An 18,546-nucleotide genomic window follows, 5' to 3' on the forward strand; every position below is an offset into this window, starting at 1 on the left:
CAGGCAGGCCCGGGCACCGCGTCCACCCCGGGGTGGAATGGCGGGTGGAATCGCGGCGAGGGCCAGGTGGAGGTCAGCCCAGCAGTTGCAGTTCGCGCGCCGAACACAGGGCGCTGTCGCGGTCGGCCACGTCGAGCTTGCGGAACAGGTTGTTGATGTGGGTCTTGACCGTGCTAAGGCTGATGAACATCGCCTCGGCGATCTGCCCGTTGCTCTGCCCGCGGGCCATGCGCTGCAACACTTCCAGCTCACGGCGCGAGAGCGGCACGATCAGGGCGCTTTCCACGTTTTCCTTGTTTGCCAGCAATGGCCGGAACAGGGCATTCAGGTGCTCGCGCAAGGGCGCTGGGGCCTGCAGGCCCAGGCGTTGGCGCACCTGGGGCAGCAGCAGTTGGCGCAGGGCCTCCAGGCAGACGTCACCTTCATACTGCAGCAGTTGGCCGAAGCCGTAGGTGCAGGCCAGTTGCAGCGCCTGTTCGAGGCTGAGCAGGGCGTCGTCGCGGGCGCCACGGTCCTGTAGCAGGGCAGCGTGGAGCAGCAGTGCGTCGACCAGCAGGCGGCGGTTGCCTTGGGCCTGCGCTTGAGCCTGCAAGCTCTGCTGGATCTGCCAGGCCTTGTCGCGCTGGCCGAGGTGGCGTTGCACCCAGGCATAGGCAAGCCACTCTTCCGGTAAGAGTTGCTCGCCATATTGGCGCCGGCACCAGTGCCATTGGTCGAGCCAGTCGGGCAGGTAGTCCTGGTCATTGTCGCGCAAGGCCAGGCGCGCGAGCCAGGCGCCGGCCTGGCGGTAGAGGGTAAGCAAACGGTTTTGGCGGGCCAGCCGGCGTACCTCTGCCCAGCGTGCCCTGGCCTGGCCGGTCTCGCCCAGCGCCCAGTGCAGGCATGCCTGGTGGTGAAACACCCAGGGCAGCGCAGCGCTGTGGGGGAAGCCCAGTGCCAGCACCTCGGCCTGGGCCAGGGCTTGGCGTGCCTGGGCCAGGCGGTTGGCTTGCAGCAGTGCCAGGCCTTTGCCCAGGTGGCGGAACAGTTCATAGAAGCGCCCCGAACTGCCGGCGGCAGGCAGCTCGGCCATGCCTTGCAGGCGCGCCCAGGCAGCATCGTTGGCACCCTGGGCCAGTTCGATCTGCGCCAGCAACAGTTGCAGCAGGTTGGTGTAGCCGCTCAGGCCAAAGCCCTGCAGCTCGCGTAGGGCGCGGCTGCCTTCGGTGTGGGCCTGCTCCAGTTGGCCGAGCGCCGCCAGGCAGTTGGCGCGGTCGAAATACAGCACCGAGCGCGCTGCGTTGTGCTGGGGAAACCGCTGCAGTGCCCGCGCCGCGAGGGCCAGGGCGTGCCCCAGGTTGCCGCCCAGGTAGGCCAGGCGGCTGCGCAAGAACATTACCGTCTGCTGCACCCGCTCGGGGTGGCGCGGCACTGCCTGGCGGCGCTGCAAGGCGTGTAGCTGGTGCAGGCACTGGCAGGCCTGGGCGATATCGTTGGTGACCATCACCGTGGAGGCCTCGGTCACCGCCAAGGTGAAGCTGTCGTTGCCAGCGTGGCCAGCGACCTCGTCGAGCACATCGACCAGGGTGTTGACCTTGCCCTCGCGCAGCAGCTCGAAACCGTGCCGGTCGACGATGTTGAGCACGGCATCCAGGTCGCGTGCCCGGCCGAACTGGTAGATCGCCTCGGTGTAGCGGCGCTGGGCCAGCAGCCAGCTGGCAGCCTGGCGGTGCAGCTGGCGCAAGCGTTGGGGGTCGCGTTGTTCCAGGCGTTGGTAGAGGCTGTTGCGCAGGGCAGGGTGGTAGCGGTACTCGGCGTGGCTGCCCTGGGGGACTTCAATGATCAGGTCCAGGCGCTGCAGCTGGCGCAGCGCGGCGGGCACGTCGGCATCGGCGGCCAGTTCGCTGGCAAGGCCTGCATCAAACACCTGGGCCACGGCGGTGTGTTCCAGAAATATCCGCAACGGCACGGGCAAGCGCTGCAGCCGTTCTTCCTCAAGAAACTGCCGGGCATGGGCATAGGCCTGGCGGGTGATCGGGCGCAGGTCAGCGGGGGCCTGGCCGGTGCTGTGCAGCGCCTCGCGGTAGGCCTCGAACCAGAACAGCACACCGCTAAGCCAGCCTTCGCTGCCGGCGCGCAGCTGGTACAGCGCATCGCTGCCCAGGTTGACGTCCCGGGCCTGTGCCAACTGGCGCGTCTCTTCGCTGTCCAGGGCCAGGTCACGGGCGCCCAGCACAATCAACCGACCCTCGCGGCGCAAGTGGGCCAGCGGCAGCGGGGGCGGTCCTTCGCTGGCGGCGACCAGGCGCAGCGCAGGCGGCGGGTCATGCAGCAGCGTGTCCAGGTACTGCCAGGCGGGCGCGGCGTTGAGCAGGTGCAGGTCGTCGAGCAGCAGCGTCAGCGGCGCCTGGCGGGCCTCCAGGTCGGCCAGAATCAGGCTCCACAGGTGCTCGGCCTGCGGTGTATCGCGTTGTTGCGCAGGCAGTTGCAGCGCAGCGTGCAGGTGCAGCAGCAGGGCCAGTGGCTGGTTCTCGGCGCGGGTCAGGCGCAGCCATGCCCAAGGCCCGGCCAGGCTGCGGGTGAACTGGCCAAGCAGTGTGCTCTTGCCATAGCCCAGCGGTGCTTGCAGGAGCACGACGCTGCCTTCGTCCAGGGCGTTGGCCAACTGGTCGAGCAGCCGCGCTCGCACCACCCCCCTGGTCGGCTCGGCGGGCGGGCGAAGCTGGTTCGGTTTGAGCGCGGGAAGATGCATGGCTAGCAGGTTCCATCGGTTTGGCCAGACATCCTAGCCGAGCGCACGCCCGGCGCGGGGAAATTCTGCTGGGGGAGGGCAGTGGCTTGCTGTGCAGAATTGAACGGCGGTTTCAGCTGTGCAATGGCGCTGTTCAAGTTTGATTTGAATGGCGTTGAGTGCGCTGAAAGATTAGATACAACTTATTGATTTTTAAGCGAATATTTAATTCATAGGAAGCTGGCAACCATCTTGCTTAGAGCCACGGCACTCGTGAACAGTGAGTTGGACCGACCATGCCAAGCAGTCATTTAGCGCAGCAATCCAGTGCTCGCATCGACGTCGCAGACGCCCATGAGGTGCTGTCTGCCTATTTACAGGAGCGCCTTCACGGCCAGCCGGTGCGCATTACCCATAGCGAGCGATTGTCGGGTGGCGCCATCCAGGAGAACTGGTTGATCAAGGCCGAGGTTGCCGGTGTGCCGCAACGTTGGGTACTGCGTACCGATGCGGCTTCCGCCGTGGCCGCCAGCATGAGCCGCGCGCAGGAGTTCGCCGTGCTCAGCGCCGCTCACCAAGTGGGTGTGAAGGTGCCCGAGCCACTGTGGCTGTGCCAGATGCCACAAGTGATCGGGCGCGATTTCTTCATCATGCAGGCCCTGGCCGGCCACGCTGGCGGCCACCACTTGACCAGCAGCCAAGGCGCCCCCGAGGGCGACCCGGGGCTGTGCCGGGCGCTTGGGGCCAACCTCGCACGCTTGCACCAGCTGCGCCCGCCGCAATCGGCGCTGGCGTTCCTGCCTGCACCGGTGGCCGATGCCGTGCAGGCCAGCGTCGACCAGTACCGCCTGTTCCTCGATGCCTTGCCGGGTAGCCACCCGATCATCGAATGGGGCCTGCGCTGGTGCGAGCTGAACAAGCCTGCCCCCCTTGCCACTTGCCTGATCCACCGCGACTACCGCACAGGCAACTACATGGTCGAGGAAGGTGAGCTCTGCGGCGTGCTGGACTGGGAATTTGCCGGTTGGGGCGACCCCCGCGAAGACCTGGGCTGGTTCACCGCACGCTGCTGGCGGTTTGCCCGGCCGGACCTGGCGGCGGGCGGCATCGGCCGCCTGGACGACCTGCTCGCCGGCTACCGCAGCGTCTCGCCACTCGACCTGGACAGCGAAACGCTGCGTTTCTGGCAGGTCATGGCCCACCTGCGCTGGGCGGTGATCGCCCTGCAGCAGGCCGAACGCCATGCCTCAGGCCAGCAACGCTCGCTGGAACTGGCGCTGACCGGGCGCATGGTCAGCGAGCTCGAACAGGAACTGCTGTTGCTCACCCAAGGAGGCCGCGCATGAACCCGCCCGATGCCCAGGACTTGCTGCTGACGGCGCGTGACGCCCTGCTCAGACAGTTGTTGCCCGCATTGCCGGCACACTTGCACTACGAGGCGCGGATGGTGGCCAGCGCCTTGCTGATCGCCAGCCGCGAGGCTGCCCAGGGTGCGGCCTGTGCCGACATCGAACGCCAGGCCATGGCCGGGTTGGTGCAAGGCCAGGCGTCGCTCGAGCAAGCCCGCAGCGAACTCGCCCAGCGTATTCGCTTGGGTGCCTTCGACCAGGCCGGCGAGCCCCGCGCCCACCTGCTGGCGGCACTGCGCACCATCAACCGTGCACAACTGAGCATCACCAACCCCAAGGTATTGGCCCATGACTGAACAGCCTGCCCAGCCGGTGCGCCGCCGCCGCTGCTACCTGGTCCGCCATGGCCATGTCGACTACTTCGACACCAGCGGCCGTCCCCTCGACCCGCGCAGCGTGGCGTTGTCGGCCAACGGCGTAGCCCAGGCCCAGGCGCTGGGGCAGGTGCTGGCGCACACGCCATTCGACCGCGCCGTGTGCTCAGACTACCCGCGCACCCGGCAAACCCTCGACCAGCTCCTGGGCGGCCGCGTCCAGCCTGTGGAAGAGCACGCCGGGTTTCGTGAGATCCGTGCCGGCCGCTTGCGGGAAATCCCCCGTGAATACCTGCACCGTGAAGTGGCCCAGGCCTACCAGCTCGCCGATCACCCCGACGCAGCCTTTTTGCGCGGTGAGCCTTGGGCCGCGTTCCAGCAACGCGTGCTGGGCAGCTTCCAGCAGTTGCTGGAAGCACCTGACTGGAACGCGCTGCTGCTGGTCAGCCACGATGCGGTCAACCGCATTCTTCTGGCCTGGGCCTGCGGCGCCGGCCTTGGTGCCTTGGCTGCCTTCGAGCAAGACCCGGCCTGCCTGAACATCGTCGACATCGACATGGCGGGCCCGCAGGCGCTGCGTGCCTACATCCGCACCCTCAACTACTCAGCCTACGACCCTGCCAAGGCAACGATCGACCAGACCGTCATGGAGCATGTGCACGCCTCCATCGACCCACGTCGCCTGCTCGCCTGACCCTGATGACCCTGCTAAGGAATACCGCCATGCATTTCGCCCTGTCTGCCGAGTTGACTGCCCTGCAAGCCAAAGTACGGCAGTTCGTCGCTGACGTCGTCATCCCCCTGGAGCGCGACCGGCGCCAGACCCCCCACGGTCCGTCGCCCGAGCTGCGCCAGGTGCTGATCGAGCGCGCCCGTGAACACGGCCTGCTGACTCCGCATGCCTCGCGTGAGATGGGCGGGCTGGGACTGAGCCACATCGAGAAGGCGATCATCTTTGAAGAGGCCGGCTATTCGCCGCTTGGGCCGGTAGCCCTGAACATCCATGCCCCCGACGAAGGCAACATACACCTGATGGAACAAGTGGCAACGCCTGCGCAAAAAGACCGCTGGCTCAAGCCGCTGGTGCAGGGCCGGATCCGCTCCTGCTTCGCCATGACCGAGCCAAGCCCGGGCGCCGGCTCCGATCCTTCGATGCTCACCACCCAGGCCGTACGCGACGGCGACGACTACATCATCAACGGCCAGAAGTGGTTCATCACCGGTGCCGAAGGCGCGCAAGTGGCAATCATCATGGCGCGCATGGAAGACGGCAGCGCGACCATGTTCCTCACCGACACCGACCGCCCCGGTTTCATCCTCGAGCGCATGATGGACTCGCTCGACAGCTGTTTCGCCGGCGGCCACGCGGTGCTGCGCTTCGACAACCTGCGCATTCCCGCCAGCGATGTGCTGGGCGAAGTGGGCAAAGGTTTCCGTTACGCCCAGGTGCGCCTGGCCCCGGCGCGCCTGACTCATTGCATGCGCTGGCTCGGCCAGGCCCGTCGTGCCCATGACGAAGCCTGCCGCTACGCCAACCACCGGGTATCGTTCGGCAAGCCGCTGGGCGAGCATCAGGGCGTAGGCTTCATGCTCGCCGACAACGATATGGACCTGCACACCACGCGCCTGTCGATCTGGCACTGCGCCTGGGTACTGGACCAGGGCGAGCGCGGCAACTTCGAGTCGAGCATGGCCAAGGTGCTCAGCTCCGAGGCCATCTGGCGGGTGATCGACCGTTGTGTGCAGGTGCTCGGCGGGCAGGGCGTTACCGGCGAGTCGATCGTCGAGCGGATTTTCCGCGATGCGCGCAGTTTCCGCATCTATGACGGCCCCAACGAAGTGCACCGCATGAGCCTGGCGAAGAAGATCCTCGCCCGTACCGCGCCGGGGGTGGCCGGATGAACCTGGACAGCTATCGCAACCAGGTCGTGATGATCACCGGCGCCGCCAGCGGTTTTGGCGCATTGTTGGCCGAGCGCCTGGCCGGGTTGGGCGCCCACCTGGTGCTCGGCGACCGCAACGTGACGGGCCTGGAGCGGGTGGCCGGCACCTTGCGCGAGGCCGGCGCCACAGTGCTGGCGGTGCCGTGCGACGTGACCCGTGAGGTGCAGGTCAAGGCGCTGGTGGACGCGGCCATGGCCACCTTCGGCCGCCTCGATGTGGGGGTGAACAACGCCGGGATACTTACGCCGATGAAGCGCTTCGTCGACACCACCGAAGAAGAGCTGGACCGCAGCCACGCGGTCAACACCAAGGGCGTCTTCTTCTGCATGCAACAACAGCTGCGCCAGATGTTGCCGCAAGGGGGCGGGGTGATCCTCAACATCGCCTCCATGGCCGGGCTCGGCGGTGCGCCCAAGCTGGCCGCCTATGCGGCGGCCAAGCATGCGGTGGTCGGGCTGACCCGAACCGCAGCGGTCGAATACGCCCGCCGAGGCATCCGCGTCAATGCGCTGTGCCCGTTCTACAGCGCCACGCCCATGGTTACAGGGAGCGATGTGGGCGAGGAACAGGCGTTTCTCGCCCAGGGCTCGCCGATGAAGCGCCTGGGTACCCCCGACGAAATCGTGGCGGCCATGCTGATGCTGTGCGCCCGTGAAAACAGCTACATGACCGGCCAGGCGATCGCCGTGGATGGCGGTATTTCGGCGTTCTGAGCCATGCCAGCCGCGCCCCGGCACTGAAACCGGGGGCGCTGTCATGAACTGAAAAACCGTTGTCGTCCGATGATAAGCGGCGTATTGCGCAACGGCCTAAATTGCCCTTCAAGACGCATGTTGCTGTTCAACAAAAACTACAAGAAGGGAGATTGGCATGGCCAAAGCGGTACGTTTCTACGAAACCGGAGGGCCTGAGGTCCTGCGCTACGAAGACGTCGAAGTCGGCGAACCGGGCCCTGGGCAGGTGCGCCTGCGGCACGTGGCGGTCGGCTTGAACTACGCCGACACCTATTTCCGCAACGGCACCTACCCGATCCCGCTGGCCAACGGCATGGGCGTGGAAGCGTCCGGCGTGGTCCAGGCGGTGGGCGAGGGTGTCAGCGACGTAGCGGTCGGCGACCGGGTGACCTACACCGGCTTCATGAATACCCTCGGCGCCTACAGCACCGAGCGCCTGATCCCTGCCGCGCCGCTGATCAAGCTGCCGGAAACCATCGCGTTCGAAACGGCCGCGGCCATGACCATGCGCGGCCTCACGGCCTCGTACCTGATGCGTCGCCTGTACGACTTCAAACCGGGTGACAGCATCCTGCTGCACGCCGCTGCGGGTGGTGTCGGGTTGATCGTCTCGCAGTGGGCCAAGCTGCTGGGGCTGACCGTGATCGGTACCGTGTCCACCGACGCCAAGGCCGAATTGGCGCGTGCCCATGGTTGCGACCACACCATCAACTACAGCCACGAAGACGTGGCCAAGCGCGTGCGCGAGCTGACCGATGGGGTTGGCGTCAACGTGGTGTTCGACAGCGTCGGGCGCACTACCTTCATGGGCTCGCTGGACTCGCTCAAGCGCCGTGGCCTGATGGTCTGCGTGGGCACCGCTTCTGGCACCATCGAACCGTTCGACCCGCAGATCCTGGCGATGAAGGGCTCGTTGTTCCTGACCCGCCCGGCACTGGCCGACTATATCGCCGACCCGGCCGAGAAAGCCGCCCTGGCAGGCGAGCTGTTCGGCCATGTGGCCAGTGGCCGCATCAAGATCGAGATCAACCAGCACTACGCCTTGCAGGACGCAGTTCAGGCGCACCGTGATCTGGAGTCGCGCAAGACCACCGGTTCGTCGATCTTCGTCATCTGAGGAGGGCACTGCCATGCAAGTCGAACAATTGACCTGCGCCATCGGTGCTGAACTGCTTGGCGTCAGGCTGGCCGATGCGATTCATGATGACGGCCTGTTTGCAGAGGTGCGTGCCCAGTTGCTCAAGCACCGGGTGCTGTTCCTGCGCGACCAGGACATCAGCCGCGCCGACCACGTGGCGTTCGCCCGCCGCTTTGGCGAGCTGGAGGACCACCCCGTGGTCGGCAGCGACCCGGACCACCCCGGCCTGGTGCGGATCTACAAATCGCCGGAAACGCCGGTAGACCGCTATGAAAATGCCTGGCACACCGATGCCACCTGGCGTGAAGCACCGCCGATGGGGTGCGTGCTGCGCTGCGTGGAAAGCCCTGCGGTGGGCGGCGACACCCTGTGGACCAACATGGTGCTGGCCTACGACAACCTGCCTACCGAGATCAAGGCGCGCATCGAGGGCCTGCGTGCCCGGCACAGCATCGAGGCCAGCTTCGGCGCCGCCATGCCGATCGAAAAGCGCCTTGCCCTCAAGGCCCTCTTTCCCGATGCCGAGCATCCGGTGGTGCGTACCCACCCGGAAACCGGCGAGAAGGTGCTGTTCGTCAACGCCTTCGCCACCCATTTCAGCAACTACCACACCCCCGAGCGCGTGCGTTTCGGCCAGGACGCCAACCCCGGCGCGGGCGAATTGCTGCGCTACCTGATCAGCCAGGCCTACATCCCCGAGTACCAGGTGCGCTGGCGCTGGAAGCCCAACAGCATTGCCATCTGGGACAACCGCAGTACCCAGCATTACGCCGTCATGGATTACCCCGCCTGCCACCGCAAGATGGAGCGCGCCGGGATCATGGGGGATGCGACTTTCTGACCCGCCAGACACGTTGGGGCCGCAATGCGGCCCCAATCGCTACGCGATAGCCTGTAAGCAATAACAACAATAAAACTCAGATATCCGAGGAGGCAGCATGGCCACCTATCACGCCAGTGCGGCAGAACCAGGCACTGATACTTCGCTCGGCATTCCACGGCGCTACGCCTGGATCGTTTTCGCCCTGACCTTCGGCCTGCTGATTTCCGACTACATGTCGCGGCAAGTGCTCAACGCCGTATTCCCGCTGCTCAAGCAGGAATGGCAGCTCAGCGACAGCCAGCTGGGGCTGCTCAGCGGCATCGTCGCGCTGATGGTCGGTTTGCTGACCTTCCCCCTGTCGTTGCTGGCCGACCGCATTGGCCGGATCAAGAGCCTGACGTTCATGGCCGTGATGTGGAGCCTGGCGACCTTGGGTTGCGCCCTGGCGGAAAACTACCAGCAGATGTTCATCGCACGCTTTCTGGTTGGTGTCGGCGAGGCGGCCTACGGCAGCGTCGGTATTGCCGTGGTGGTGGCGGTGTTCCCGCGTGAGATGCGCGCCACCCTGGCCGGCTCGTTCATGGCCGGTGGCATGTTCGGTTCGGTACTGGGCATGGGCCTGGGCGGTGTGATGGCCCAGCACCTGGGGTGGCGCTGGGCATTCGCCGGCATGGCCTTCTTTGGTTTGGCGCTGGCGCTGCTGTATCCGCTCATCGTGCGCGAGGCGCGCATTGCCCCCAAAGGCCTGGCGGCAACGCCCGACAAGGCTGCGCTCAAGGCAATGCGGCCACTGCGTACCCTGTATTCAAGCCGCTCGGTCATCAGCGCCTATGTCGGCAGCGGTTTGCAGTTGTTCGTCGGTGGCACGGTGATCGTGTGGTTCCCCAGCTACCTGAACCGCTACTACGCCATGAGCACTGACCGCGCCGGCGCCGTGGCTGCGATTATCGTGCTGTGCAGCGGGGTGGGCATCGTGCTGTGCGGCATGCTTTGCGACCGCATGGGGCGCAAGCGCCCGGACCACAAAATCAGCCTGGCCATCGCCTACTGCCTGGGCAGTTGTGTGCTGCTGTCAGTGGCCTTTGCCTTGCCGCCGGGCATGCCGCAACTGGTGCTGATTTGCCTGGGCATGATGATCGCCGCCGGCACCAATGGCCCGTCCAGCGCCATGGTCGCCAACCTCACCCACTACACGGTGCACGGCACCGCGTTTGCCACGCTGACCTTGTGCAACAACCTGCTCGGGTTGGCCACCGGCCCGCTGATCACCGGCAAGGTGTCTGACCTGATCGGCTTGCAGTCGGCATTCCAGCTGGTGCCGTTGATCAGCATCGGCGCAGCAGCGGTGTTCATTTATGCCAAGCGTCACTATCACCTGGACATGGCGCGCCTGCAGCTCGGTGAAACCGCCCAGGCACCTGTCCAGCCAGAACTGGAGGCCCGTTCGTGAAGCGTTTGTTGTCGATTGATGTGTACTTCGATTTTATCTGCCCGTGGTGCTTGATAGGCCGCCGGCAATTGCAAGCCGCCCTGGTGCAGTTCAAGGCAGCGCAGCCAGAGGTCGAGGTCAACCTGGCCTGGCAGGGCGTGCAACTGTTGCCTGAGCTGCCATTTGACGGCCAGCCGTTCGCCGAGTTTTACCGGCGACGCCTGGGCAGCGATCAGGCCGTGCGGCAACGTCAGGCCCAGGTGCGCGAAGCGGCCAGCGCCGTCGGCGAGCAGATCGAATTCAGCCGCATCGAGCGCATGCCCAATACCGCCGACGCCCATCGCTTGTTGCTTCACGCCAGTGAGCTGGGCAATGAAGCACAGGTAGAGGCACTGCTGGAGCGGTTACTGGCTGCGTATTTCAAGCAGGGTGAAGACCTGGGCGACCGCGCTACGCTGTTGTGCATCGCCGAGCAGTGCGGCTTTGCCCCCGAGGCCCTGGCCGGCAGCGTGCGTGGCGATGGCCTGCCGTTCGTCAGTGCCGGCGCCGACATCGCCGGCCGTGGCGTGCCGTGCTTCGTTTTCGATGACCGGCTGCAAGTGGTTGGTGCGCAGCCGGCCGAGGCCTTGCTGGAGGCCATGCATCTGGCGGTGTCGGGCCTGGCGGAGAGGGAGGCATGAGCACGCTGGCGTTTGCCTGGGTCAACAACCGGGTGCGCGACCTGGCCCCGGGCCTGATCGTCAGCCTGATCGCCGCGGGTGCGGCGAGTTTCCTGGCCGAACACTACGGCGCGCCGGTGATGCTGTTCGCCCTGTTGCTGGGGCTGGCGCTGAACTTTCTGAGCGCGGACGGCAAGTGCAAGGCCGGCATCGAGTTTACCGCGCGCAGCGTGCTGCGCCTGGGCGTCGCGCTGCTGGGGATGCGCATCACCCTGGAGCAGATGGCTGGCCTTGGCTGGAAGGCGGTGGCGCTGGTGGTGATCCTGGTGGTGGTGACCATCGGCGTGTCGATGGTGGCGGCCAAGGCCATGGGCTTCCAGCGCCTGTTCGGCATGCTGACAGGCGGCGCCACGGCGATCTGCGGTGCTTCGGCGGCGCTGGCGCTGGCTGCTGCGCTGCCCAGCCACCCGCAGAAGGAACGGGCGACGCTGTTCACGGTGATCGGCGTGTCGGCGCTGTCGACCCTGGCGATGATCCTCTACCCGATGATCGCCAATGCCCTGGGCCTGTCGCCGCAAGCCGCCGGCGTGTTCCTCGGCGCCACCATCCATGATGTGGCGCAGGTGGTGGGGGCCGGCTACAGCATGTCCACCGAAACCGGTGATACCGCCACGGTGGTCAAGCTGATGCGCGTGGCCATGCTGGTGCCGGTGATCGTCGTCGCGGCCATGATCGCGCGTCGCCAGGGTATCGACAGTACCGGCAAGCGCCCGCCGTTGCTGCCATGGTTCGCGGTCGGCTTCATGATCCTTGCCTGCGTCAACAGCACCGGCTGGGTGCCGCTGGCGGTGCAGGGCAGTATCAACGAACTGTCGCGTGGGTGCCTGGTGGTATCGATCGCAGCCCTGGGCATGAAAACCCAGCTCAAGGAGCTGGCCGCCGTAGGCATCAAGCCGATTTTGCTGATGGTGGGCGAGACGGTGTTCCTGGTGCTGCTGGTGCTGGGCCTGATGCACGTCGGCCTGTAGCCCAGAGGCCCAGGGCCGTCAGCGTGCGCTGGTGGTCGCCTGGGCGGCGCTGCGGTTGCGTCTGGTTTGTGTGTGCGGCTCATGCTGCGCACGCCAGGTGGCTGGCGGCTGGCCGAACTGGTTGATGAACCAGCGGGTGAACGAGCTGTGCATGGAATAACCGAGCATGTCGGCGATGCGCCCCAGCGAATAGCCAGGGCTTTCCAGGTAGCGCACCACCAGGTCGCGGCGTACGCCGTTGACCAGCTCGCTGAAGGTCGCGCCTTCTTCTTCCAGGCGCCGCTGCAAGGTGCGCACGTTCATGCCCTGGGTCTGGGCGATGTGCTCGATGGTGGCGCGGCCCATGGGCATCAGCAGGAAGATCGCCTTGCGCACTTCCAGCGTCAGTGATGGCAGGTTTTCGTCCTGCAGCAACCCCACATAACGTTGCGCCAGCCGCGCCATGCCTTCGTTGGCCTGGGGGTTGGCGGTGTCCAGGTCGGATGCCGAGCAGACGATGCCATTGAAGTCGGTGTTGAACTCCAGTTTGCAGCCGAAGATGCGCCGGTGGATGGCCAGGTCAGCGGGGGCGGCGTGGGTGAAGTTGGCGCTGATCGGGTGCCAGTGCGAGCCCAGTAGCGCCGAGCAGAAGCGGTGCATCACGCCGATGGCCAGCTCGATAGCCTGGCGGCTGTGCATCGGCTGGTCAGTGATGACCTCCTGGCGGATGATCACCGTCTTGCCGATTTCCTCGATGTGGATGGCCAGTGCGTTGTTGAGCAGGTGGCGGTACTGCACGATCACCTGCAGGGCGTCGCGCAGCGAGTGCTGATGGCTGATCAGCAGGCTGACCTGGCCAAAGTCCGACAACTGGCGGAGTTCGGCCATGCGCAGGCCGAAGGCTTCGCAGCCGCTCAGCCGCGCCGACTCCTCCAGCACGTTGATGGCAGCGGCCACCGGGATGCGTTGATCGGGGGTTTCCAGCAGCGATGCACTGAGGCCGGCCTGAGCCAGCAGGCCATGGCCGTTGAGGCCCAGATGGCGTGAAACTTCCAGGTAATTGGTGAGGGTTGCAGCACGGGCGAGCACGGTCATTTTATTGTTTTCCACGTGATCTTGATGAGCTTCCGCTGCGCTGGCGGGTGGTCTTTTATAGCGGTTGTGTCGTCAGATGCAAAGCCATTTCCGAGCAGCGGAGCCCGGGGCCGGGCGGCACGGCAGCCGTGTCATCAACTGAAAAGTTCGTGACGCGCAATGTAAAGCGGCTGGCAGGGCGACTCTTTACTCTGGCTTCAAGCAGTCGGCAATCGACCGAGTTGACCAGAGCAAGGGCCCTGACGTGGAAAAACTGCAAACCGCCGCAACCGTGCTGATCGTGCCTGGCTTGCGCGACCATGTACCCGAACATTGGCAAACCCTGCTGCAAGCGCGCCTGGGCAAGGTGCGCTCGGTACCACCGCTGGAAACCGACAAGCTCAGTTGCAGCGCCCGCGTCGAAGCGATCGAGCGCGAACTGGCCAGCATTGACGGCCCGGTGATCCTGGTCGCGCACAGCGCCGGTGTGCTGATGGTGGCGCACTGGGCCGCCCGCTACCAACGCCCGATCAAGGGCGCCTTGCTGGCCGCCCCACCGGACCTGGATACCGATTGGCCGGCCAATTATCCCACCCCCGACAGCCTGCGCGCCAACGGCTGGGCACCCCTGCCAAGCGGCCGGCTGCCATTCCCCAGCCTGGTCGCGGCCAGCAGCAACGACCACCTGGCGAGCTTCGAAGCCGTCGCCCGCATGGCCGACGAGTGGGGCAGCGAGCTGGTCGATCTCGGCGCCGTTGGCCACCTCAACCCAGCCTCGGGCTTCGGCCCATGGCCACACGCCGAGGCCTTGATCCAGCAACTCGATCGCTAAACCGCCCGGGGCACGCGCACTCAGGGTCAGGCCGGCGCCCGATCGTTGCTGGCACCTTGCACATCCCAAGCAGAGATACCGCATGAACAACAATAAGAACGTTCTCTTCTGCCTTCACCGCCGCAATCTGTTGGCCACGCTGGTGCTGGTCGCCGGCGCGCCGGCTGCCCAGGCATTTCAGCTTGACCTCGCCGACCCTGACTGGAACGTGCGCTTCGACAACACCGCCAAGCTCAGCTACGGCCAGCGCGTCGAGGGCCAGAACGCCAAGGTCGCCCGCACCGCCAACCTCAACGACGGTGACAAGAACTTCAGCGTCGGCAGCGCGGTGACCCAGCGGGTCGACCTGCTGACCGAACTGGACGTGGTGTACCAGGGCAACATGGGCATGCGTGTCAGTGCTGCGAGCTGGTACGACCACGCTTATGACGACGTGGGCTCCAATTCCAACCCGTTTCCCGGCCAGGCGGGCAATGCCGGCAACCTGGTGCTGGCGCGCCCGGCCGGTGGCCTGCCGGCTGGCACTGTGCTGCAGGGCGGCCCGTCCAGGCGCCATGGCCTGAGCAATTACAGCGACCGGTACTACAACGGCCCGTCTGGCGAATTCCTCGATGCCTTTGTGTTCTACAGCACCGAAATCGGTGACGAGTCAATGGTGAGCGGCAAGCTCGGCTGGCACTCGCTGTACTGGGGCGAGACCTTGTTCAACGCCGCCAACGGCATCAACTATGGCCAGTCGGCACTGGACCTGGCCAAGCTGTACAACGTGCCCGGCACCGAAACCAAGGAACTGTTCCTGCCGCGCAAGCAGCTGTCGCTGAGCTACACGATCAACCCGGAACTGACCCTGGCGGCCCAGTACTTTCTTGAATTCGAAAACTCGCGCCTGCCTGAAGGGGGCACCTACATGGGCGCCTACGACATGCTTGGCGACGGTGCCGACATTTTCTGGCTGCCGGTGCCCAACGCGGTCGGCGGTGCCGGTGCCTTCTATGGCGCACCCCGCGGGCATGACATCCGCCCGCACAACAGCGGCGACTTCGGTGTAATGGCCAAGTGGAGCCCGGAATGGCTCGACGGCACCCTGGGCTTCTACTACCGCAATACCTCCGACCCGACCCCCGCGGTGCTGATCAATGCCCCCAACCTGCACACGGGCAGCCTGGAAGGCACTAGCTACATGACGGCCTATGCCGACGATATCGATATCTACGGCATCAGCCTGGCCAAGAGCGTCGGTCCGGTGAGCGTGGGGCTGGACGTCAACTACCGCGAAAACATGCCGCTGATCAGCAACTTCACCACGATCAACGGGCCGCTGTACGGTGCCCTGGCCGGCACCGCCGGCGGCACCAACCTGATCGGCGAAGTGCCAGGCCACGGTGAAACCGGGCTGGCCCGCGGCAAGACCTTGCATGTGGTACTCAACGGCTTGGTGTCGTTCGGCGCCACGCCGTTGTGGAACGCTTCGTCGCTGGCCGTGGAAGGCGCCATGACCCATCTGGTCAGCGTCGACAAGGGCGAGCAAACCTTCAAGGGCGACGCCAGCTACGAAGGCGTCGACAAGGTCACCACCAACGCCTACACCCTGGCAGTCAACTTCACCCCGACCTGGTTCCAGGCGCTGCCAGGGGTCGATATCACACTGCCGCTGTCCTACAACGTTGGCCTCAAGGGCAACTCGGCCGTGCAGCTGGGCGGTAACGAAGACGCCGGCAGCTACTCGATCGGGATCGCCGCCGACGTCTACCAGAAGTACAAGTTCGACCTGAAGTACGTCGACTCCTTCGGCAAGTTCGATACCTGCGAAACCGGCACCGACAACAACACCCCGGGCACCAACGGGCGCTACCAGTGCATCCCCGGGCAGATCACTTCGCAGGCTGGGCTTGCACCGCTGCTGAAAGATCGCGGCATGGTCACGGCCTCGTTCAAGACCACCTTCTGAAGCTCCTAGTACAACAACAAGCGGAGAAACGCGATGAAGTATCTCAATAGCCTGCTGTCGGCCTCGCTTGCGGTCGTTATTGCCGGTAGTGCCCATGCGGCCGCCCCGGCCCAGGACGTCGCCCGGCTGGGCAAGGACCTGACCATGGTCGGCGCCGACAAGGCCGCCAGTACCGACGGCGCGATCCCGGCCTACCAGGGTGGCCTGAACACCCCGCCCGCCGGCTTCAAGCAGGGCGATACCCTGCGCCCGGACCCCTTCGCCTCGGAGAAACCGCTGCTGGTGATCGACGGCAAGAACGTCGACCAGTACAAGGATTCGCTGACCGCTACCACCGTGGAGCTGGCCAAGCGCTTCCCGAGCTTCCACATCGATGTGTACCCGAGCCACCGCACCGCGGCGTTGCCCAAGGTGCTGCTCGACAACACCCTGAAAAATGCCGCCAATGCCAAGTCCCTGCAGGACGGCATGGCCATCGAAAATGTGCTGCCCGGCGTGCCGTTCCCGATCCCGCAGTCGGGCGCCGAGGCCATGTGGAACCACCTGCTGCGCTACCAGGGTGTGGCACAGAAGGCCAAGTATGACTCCTGGAACGTCGACTCCGCCGGTGTCGCGGCCCTGGCCACCACGGGCCTGGCGTACAACGCCTACCCGATCTACGAAGACATGAACAAAGTCATCGAACCCAAGGACATCTACTTCCAGACCAAGCTGTACTTCGAAGGCCCGGCGCGCCGCGCCGGTGAGTCGATGATGCTCAAGGACGCCGCCAACCCGCTGGTACAAGAGCGCCGCGCCTGGCAGTACCTGCCAGGGCAGCGCCGGGTGAAGCTGGCGCCGAACCTGGCCTACGACACACCCAACCCAGGCACCGCAGGCTCCGGTACCTTCGACGACGTGTACGTGTTCAACGGTGCGCTGGACCGATACGACTGGCAACTGCTCGGCAAGAAAGAAATGTACGTGCCGTACAACACCTACAAGCTCACCTACATCCACGACCCGAAGGCCCTGACCACGCCGAACCACCTCTCGCCCGACCAGGTGCGCTGGGAAAAGCACCGTGTCTGGGTAGTGCAAGGCACCCTCAAGGGCAATGCCCGCCACATCTATGCCAAGCGCCGCTTCTACCTTGACGAGGACAGCTGGTTTGCACTGGCTTCTGACCAGTACGACGCCCGTGGCCAGCTGTATCGCGGCTCGTTCAGCTTCTTCACCCAGAGCTACGACGTGCAGATTCCCAACAACAACCCGCACGTGGTCTACGACCTGGTCGGTGGCACCTACAACGTCAACGGCCTGATCGGCCCGCACGGCGGTATCGAGTACATCGCCCCTCTGTCCAAGGCGCAGTGGTCACCGGAAGCCCTGGCCGGCGCCGGCATTCGCTGACCCCGATGACCCGTCAGGTTTTGCAGAGGATGTGGCATGGCTTCTTTGAACAAGTATGCGCCGTGGGCGTTGGCAATCACGCTCGCCCTGGGCGGCAGCTGCGGTGTGGCCCAGGCGGCCTATGTCGATGTGCTGGACCTGCCGGCCGAGCCTAGCGCGCTAGCGGTGCACAGCGCCCTGCGCGATGTGGTGCGGGCCGGCGAGCGGCTGGTCGCGGTGGGGCCCCGTGGGCACATCGTGTATTCCGACAATCAGGGCCAGGACTGGCGCCAGGCCAGCGTGCCAGTCAGCGCCGACCTCAATGCCCTGGCGTTCCCAACCCCCCAGGAAGGGTGGGCGGCAGGCAACGATGGCGTGGTGCTGCACAGTCGTGATGGCGGTGTGAACTGGGCCGTGCAGCTCGATGGCCGGAAGATCGGTGCACTGGTCACGGCCCATTACCAGGCCTTGGCACAGGCCCACCCCGACGATGCGCAATGGCCGCAGTTCGCCGCCGAAGGCCAGCGCCTGGAGCAGGAGGGTGCCGACAAGCCGTTTCTGGGTGTGTGGTTCACCGACACCCGGCACGGCTATGTGGTGGGCGTGTTCAACCTGATCCTGCGCACCGACGACGGTGGCGAAAGCTGGGTGCCGATGCAGGACCGCACCGACAACCCGCAAGGCCTGCACCTCAATGCCATCCGGGCGGTCGGCGATGACCTTTACGTGGCCGGCGAACAGGGCCTGCTGCTTAAGTGGAATGCCCGGCAGCAGCGCTTCGTCGCCCTGCCTGGCCCTTACCAGGGCACCTGGTTCGGCATTCTCGGCAAGCCCGGCGAAGTGCTTGCCTACGGCCTGCGTGGCCACGTGGCGCGCAGCCTCGACGGCGGCCAGAGCTGGACCAAGGTGGACACCGGGCTGGGCCAGAGCATCACCGCCGCCAGCCTCGACAGCCAGGGTGACTACTGGCTGTTCAGCCAGGCCGGGCATGTGCTGCGCAGCCACGACGGCGGTCAGAGCTTCGCCCTGCAACCGCAGGTGCCGCTGGCACCTGTGGCGGCTGCCCTGCAGACCCGCGGCAACGGCACCGTGCTGGTAGGTGAGCGCGGCGTGCGCGTGCTGCCAGCCCGCTAAGACCCACAAGTATTCCAAGA

The 18,546-nt window shown here is 65.6% G+C and carries 16 protein-coding genes; 14 read left to right on the plus strand and 2 right to left on the minus strand.

What is annotated here, in order from left to right; genetic code table 11:
• Positions 1–73: 73 nt before the first annotated feature.
• A complete protein-coding gene (locus CKW35_RS28750) occupies positions 74–2,731 on the minus strand; it encodes a LuxR C-terminal-related transcriptional regulator (protein ID WP_016485846.1) in 2,658 nt (885 codons plus the stop codon).
• A gap of 275 nt (positions 2,732–3,006) precedes the next feature.
• Here CKW35_RS28750 and CKW35_RS00060 point away from each other — a divergent pair, with 275 nt between their 5' ends.
• From CKW35_RS00060 to CKW35_RS00105, 10 genes are all read left to right on the plus strand, one after another.
• Positions 3,007–4,056, plus strand: coding sequence for a phosphotransferase family protein (locus CKW35_RS00060; RefSeq protein WP_095114673.1), 1,050 nt, complete (start codon positions 3,007–3,009; stop codon positions 4,054–4,056).
• On the plus strand, positions 4,053–4,415 hold the full coding sequence (locus tag CKW35_RS00065) for a DUF6285 domain-containing protein (protein ID WP_016485848.1): 363 nt from the start codon (positions 4,053–4,055) through the stop codon (positions 4,413–4,415). The genes CKW35_RS00060 and CKW35_RS00065 overlap by 4 nt, the downstream gene beginning before the upstream one ends.
• Positions 4,408–5,127 (plus strand): histidine phosphatase family protein, encoded by a 720-nt coding sequence (locus CKW35_RS00070; RefSeq protein WP_016485849.1) that lies wholly within the window; start codon positions 4,408–4,410, stop codon positions 5,125–5,127. The genes CKW35_RS00065 and CKW35_RS00070 overlap by 8 nt, the downstream gene beginning before the upstream one ends.
• Positions 5,128–5,156: 29 nt before the next feature.
• Positions 5,157–6,335 carry an acyl-CoA dehydrogenase family protein gene (locus CKW35_RS00075; RefSeq protein ID WP_016485850.1) on the plus strand — a complete coding sequence of 393 codons (1,179 nt, stop codon included), beginning with the start codon at positions 5,157–5,159 and terminating at the stop codon, positions 6,333–6,335.
• Entirely contained in the window at positions 6,332–7,090 is a 759-nt protein-coding gene (locus CKW35_RS00080) for an SDR family NAD(P)-dependent oxidoreductase (RefSeq protein ID WP_016485851.1), read from the plus strand. The genes CKW35_RS00075 and CKW35_RS00080 overlap by 4 nt, the downstream gene beginning before the upstream one ends.
• A 157-nt stretch (positions 7,091–7,247) precedes the next feature.
• On the plus strand, positions 7,248–8,228 hold the full coding sequence (locus tag CKW35_RS00085) for a quinone oxidoreductase (protein ID WP_016485852.1): 981 nt from the start codon (positions 7,248–7,250) through the stop codon (positions 8,226–8,228).
• Between the two features lie 13 nt (positions 8,229–8,241).
• Positions 8,242–9,090, plus strand: a complete 849-nt coding sequence (locus CKW35_RS00090; protein WP_016485853.1) for a TauD/TfdA family dioxygenase — start codon at positions 8,242–8,244, stop codon at positions 9,088–9,090.
• 97 nt (positions 9,091–9,187) lie between these two features.
• Positions 9,188–10,522, plus strand: coding sequence for an MFS transporter (locus tag CKW35_RS00095; protein ID WP_016485854.1), 1,335 nt, complete (start codon positions 9,188–9,190; stop codon positions 10,520–10,522).
• Positions 10,519–11,181, plus strand: coding sequence for a DsbA family oxidoreductase (locus CKW35_RS00100; RefSeq protein ID WP_016485855.1), 663 nt, complete (start codon positions 10,519–10,521; stop codon positions 11,179–11,181). Before CKW35_RS00095 ends, CKW35_RS00100 begins: the two co-directional genes overlap by 4 nt.
• Positions 11,178–12,188: a YeiH family protein gene (locus tag CKW35_RS00105; RefSeq protein WP_016485856.1), complete on the plus strand. Its 1,011-nt coding sequence runs from the start codon at positions 11,178–11,180 to the stop codon at positions 12,186–12,188. Before CKW35_RS00100 ends, CKW35_RS00105 begins: the two co-directional genes overlap by 4 nt.
• 18 nt (positions 12,189–12,206) lie before the next feature.
• Here CKW35_RS00105 and CKW35_RS00110 read toward each other — a convergent pair whose 3' ends face one another.
• Positions 12,207–13,262, minus strand: coding sequence for an AraC family transcriptional regulator (locus CKW35_RS00110; RefSeq protein ID WP_016485857.1), 1,056 nt, complete (start codon positions 13,260–13,262; stop codon positions 12,207–12,209).
• 244 nt (positions 13,263–13,506) lie between these two features.
• On the opposite strand from CKW35_RS00110, the gene CKW35_RS00115 reads away from it, so the two are divergent.
• The 4 genes from CKW35_RS00115 to CKW35_RS00130 all read left to right on the plus strand — a co-directional run bounded on the left by CKW35_RS00115 (position 13,507) and on the right by CKW35_RS00130 (position 18,526).
• Positions 13,507–14,073 carry an alpha/beta hydrolase gene (locus CKW35_RS00115; RefSeq protein ID WP_016485858.1) on the plus strand — a complete coding sequence of 189 codons (567 nt, stop codon included), beginning with the start codon at positions 13,507–13,509 and terminating at the stop codon, positions 14,071–14,073.
• An 82-nt stretch (positions 14,074–14,155) separates the two neighbouring features.
• Positions 14,156–16,021, plus strand: coding sequence for a DUF1302 domain-containing protein (locus tag CKW35_RS00120; RefSeq protein ID WP_016485859.1), 1,866 nt, complete (start codon positions 14,156–14,158; stop codon positions 16,019–16,021).
• 33 nt (positions 16,022–16,054) lie between these two features.
• A complete protein-coding gene (locus tag CKW35_RS00125; RefSeq protein ID WP_016485860.1) occupies positions 16,055–17,413 on the plus strand; it encodes a DUF1329 domain-containing protein in 1,359 nt (452 codons plus the stop codon).
• A gap of 36 nt (positions 17,414–17,449) precedes the next feature.
• Positions 17,450–18,526, plus strand: coding sequence for a YCF48-related protein (locus CKW35_RS00130; RefSeq protein ID WP_016485861.1), 1,077 nt, complete (start codon positions 17,450–17,452; stop codon positions 18,524–18,526).
• Positions 18,527–18,546 lie beyond the last annotated feature (20 nt).

The organism is Pseudomonas sp. Irchel 3F3 (genome assembly GCF_900187545.1).
Classification (GTDB): domain Bacteria; phylum Pseudomonadota; class Gammaproteobacteria; order Pseudomonadales; family Pseudomonadaceae; genus Aquipseudomonas; species Aquipseudomonas fortuita.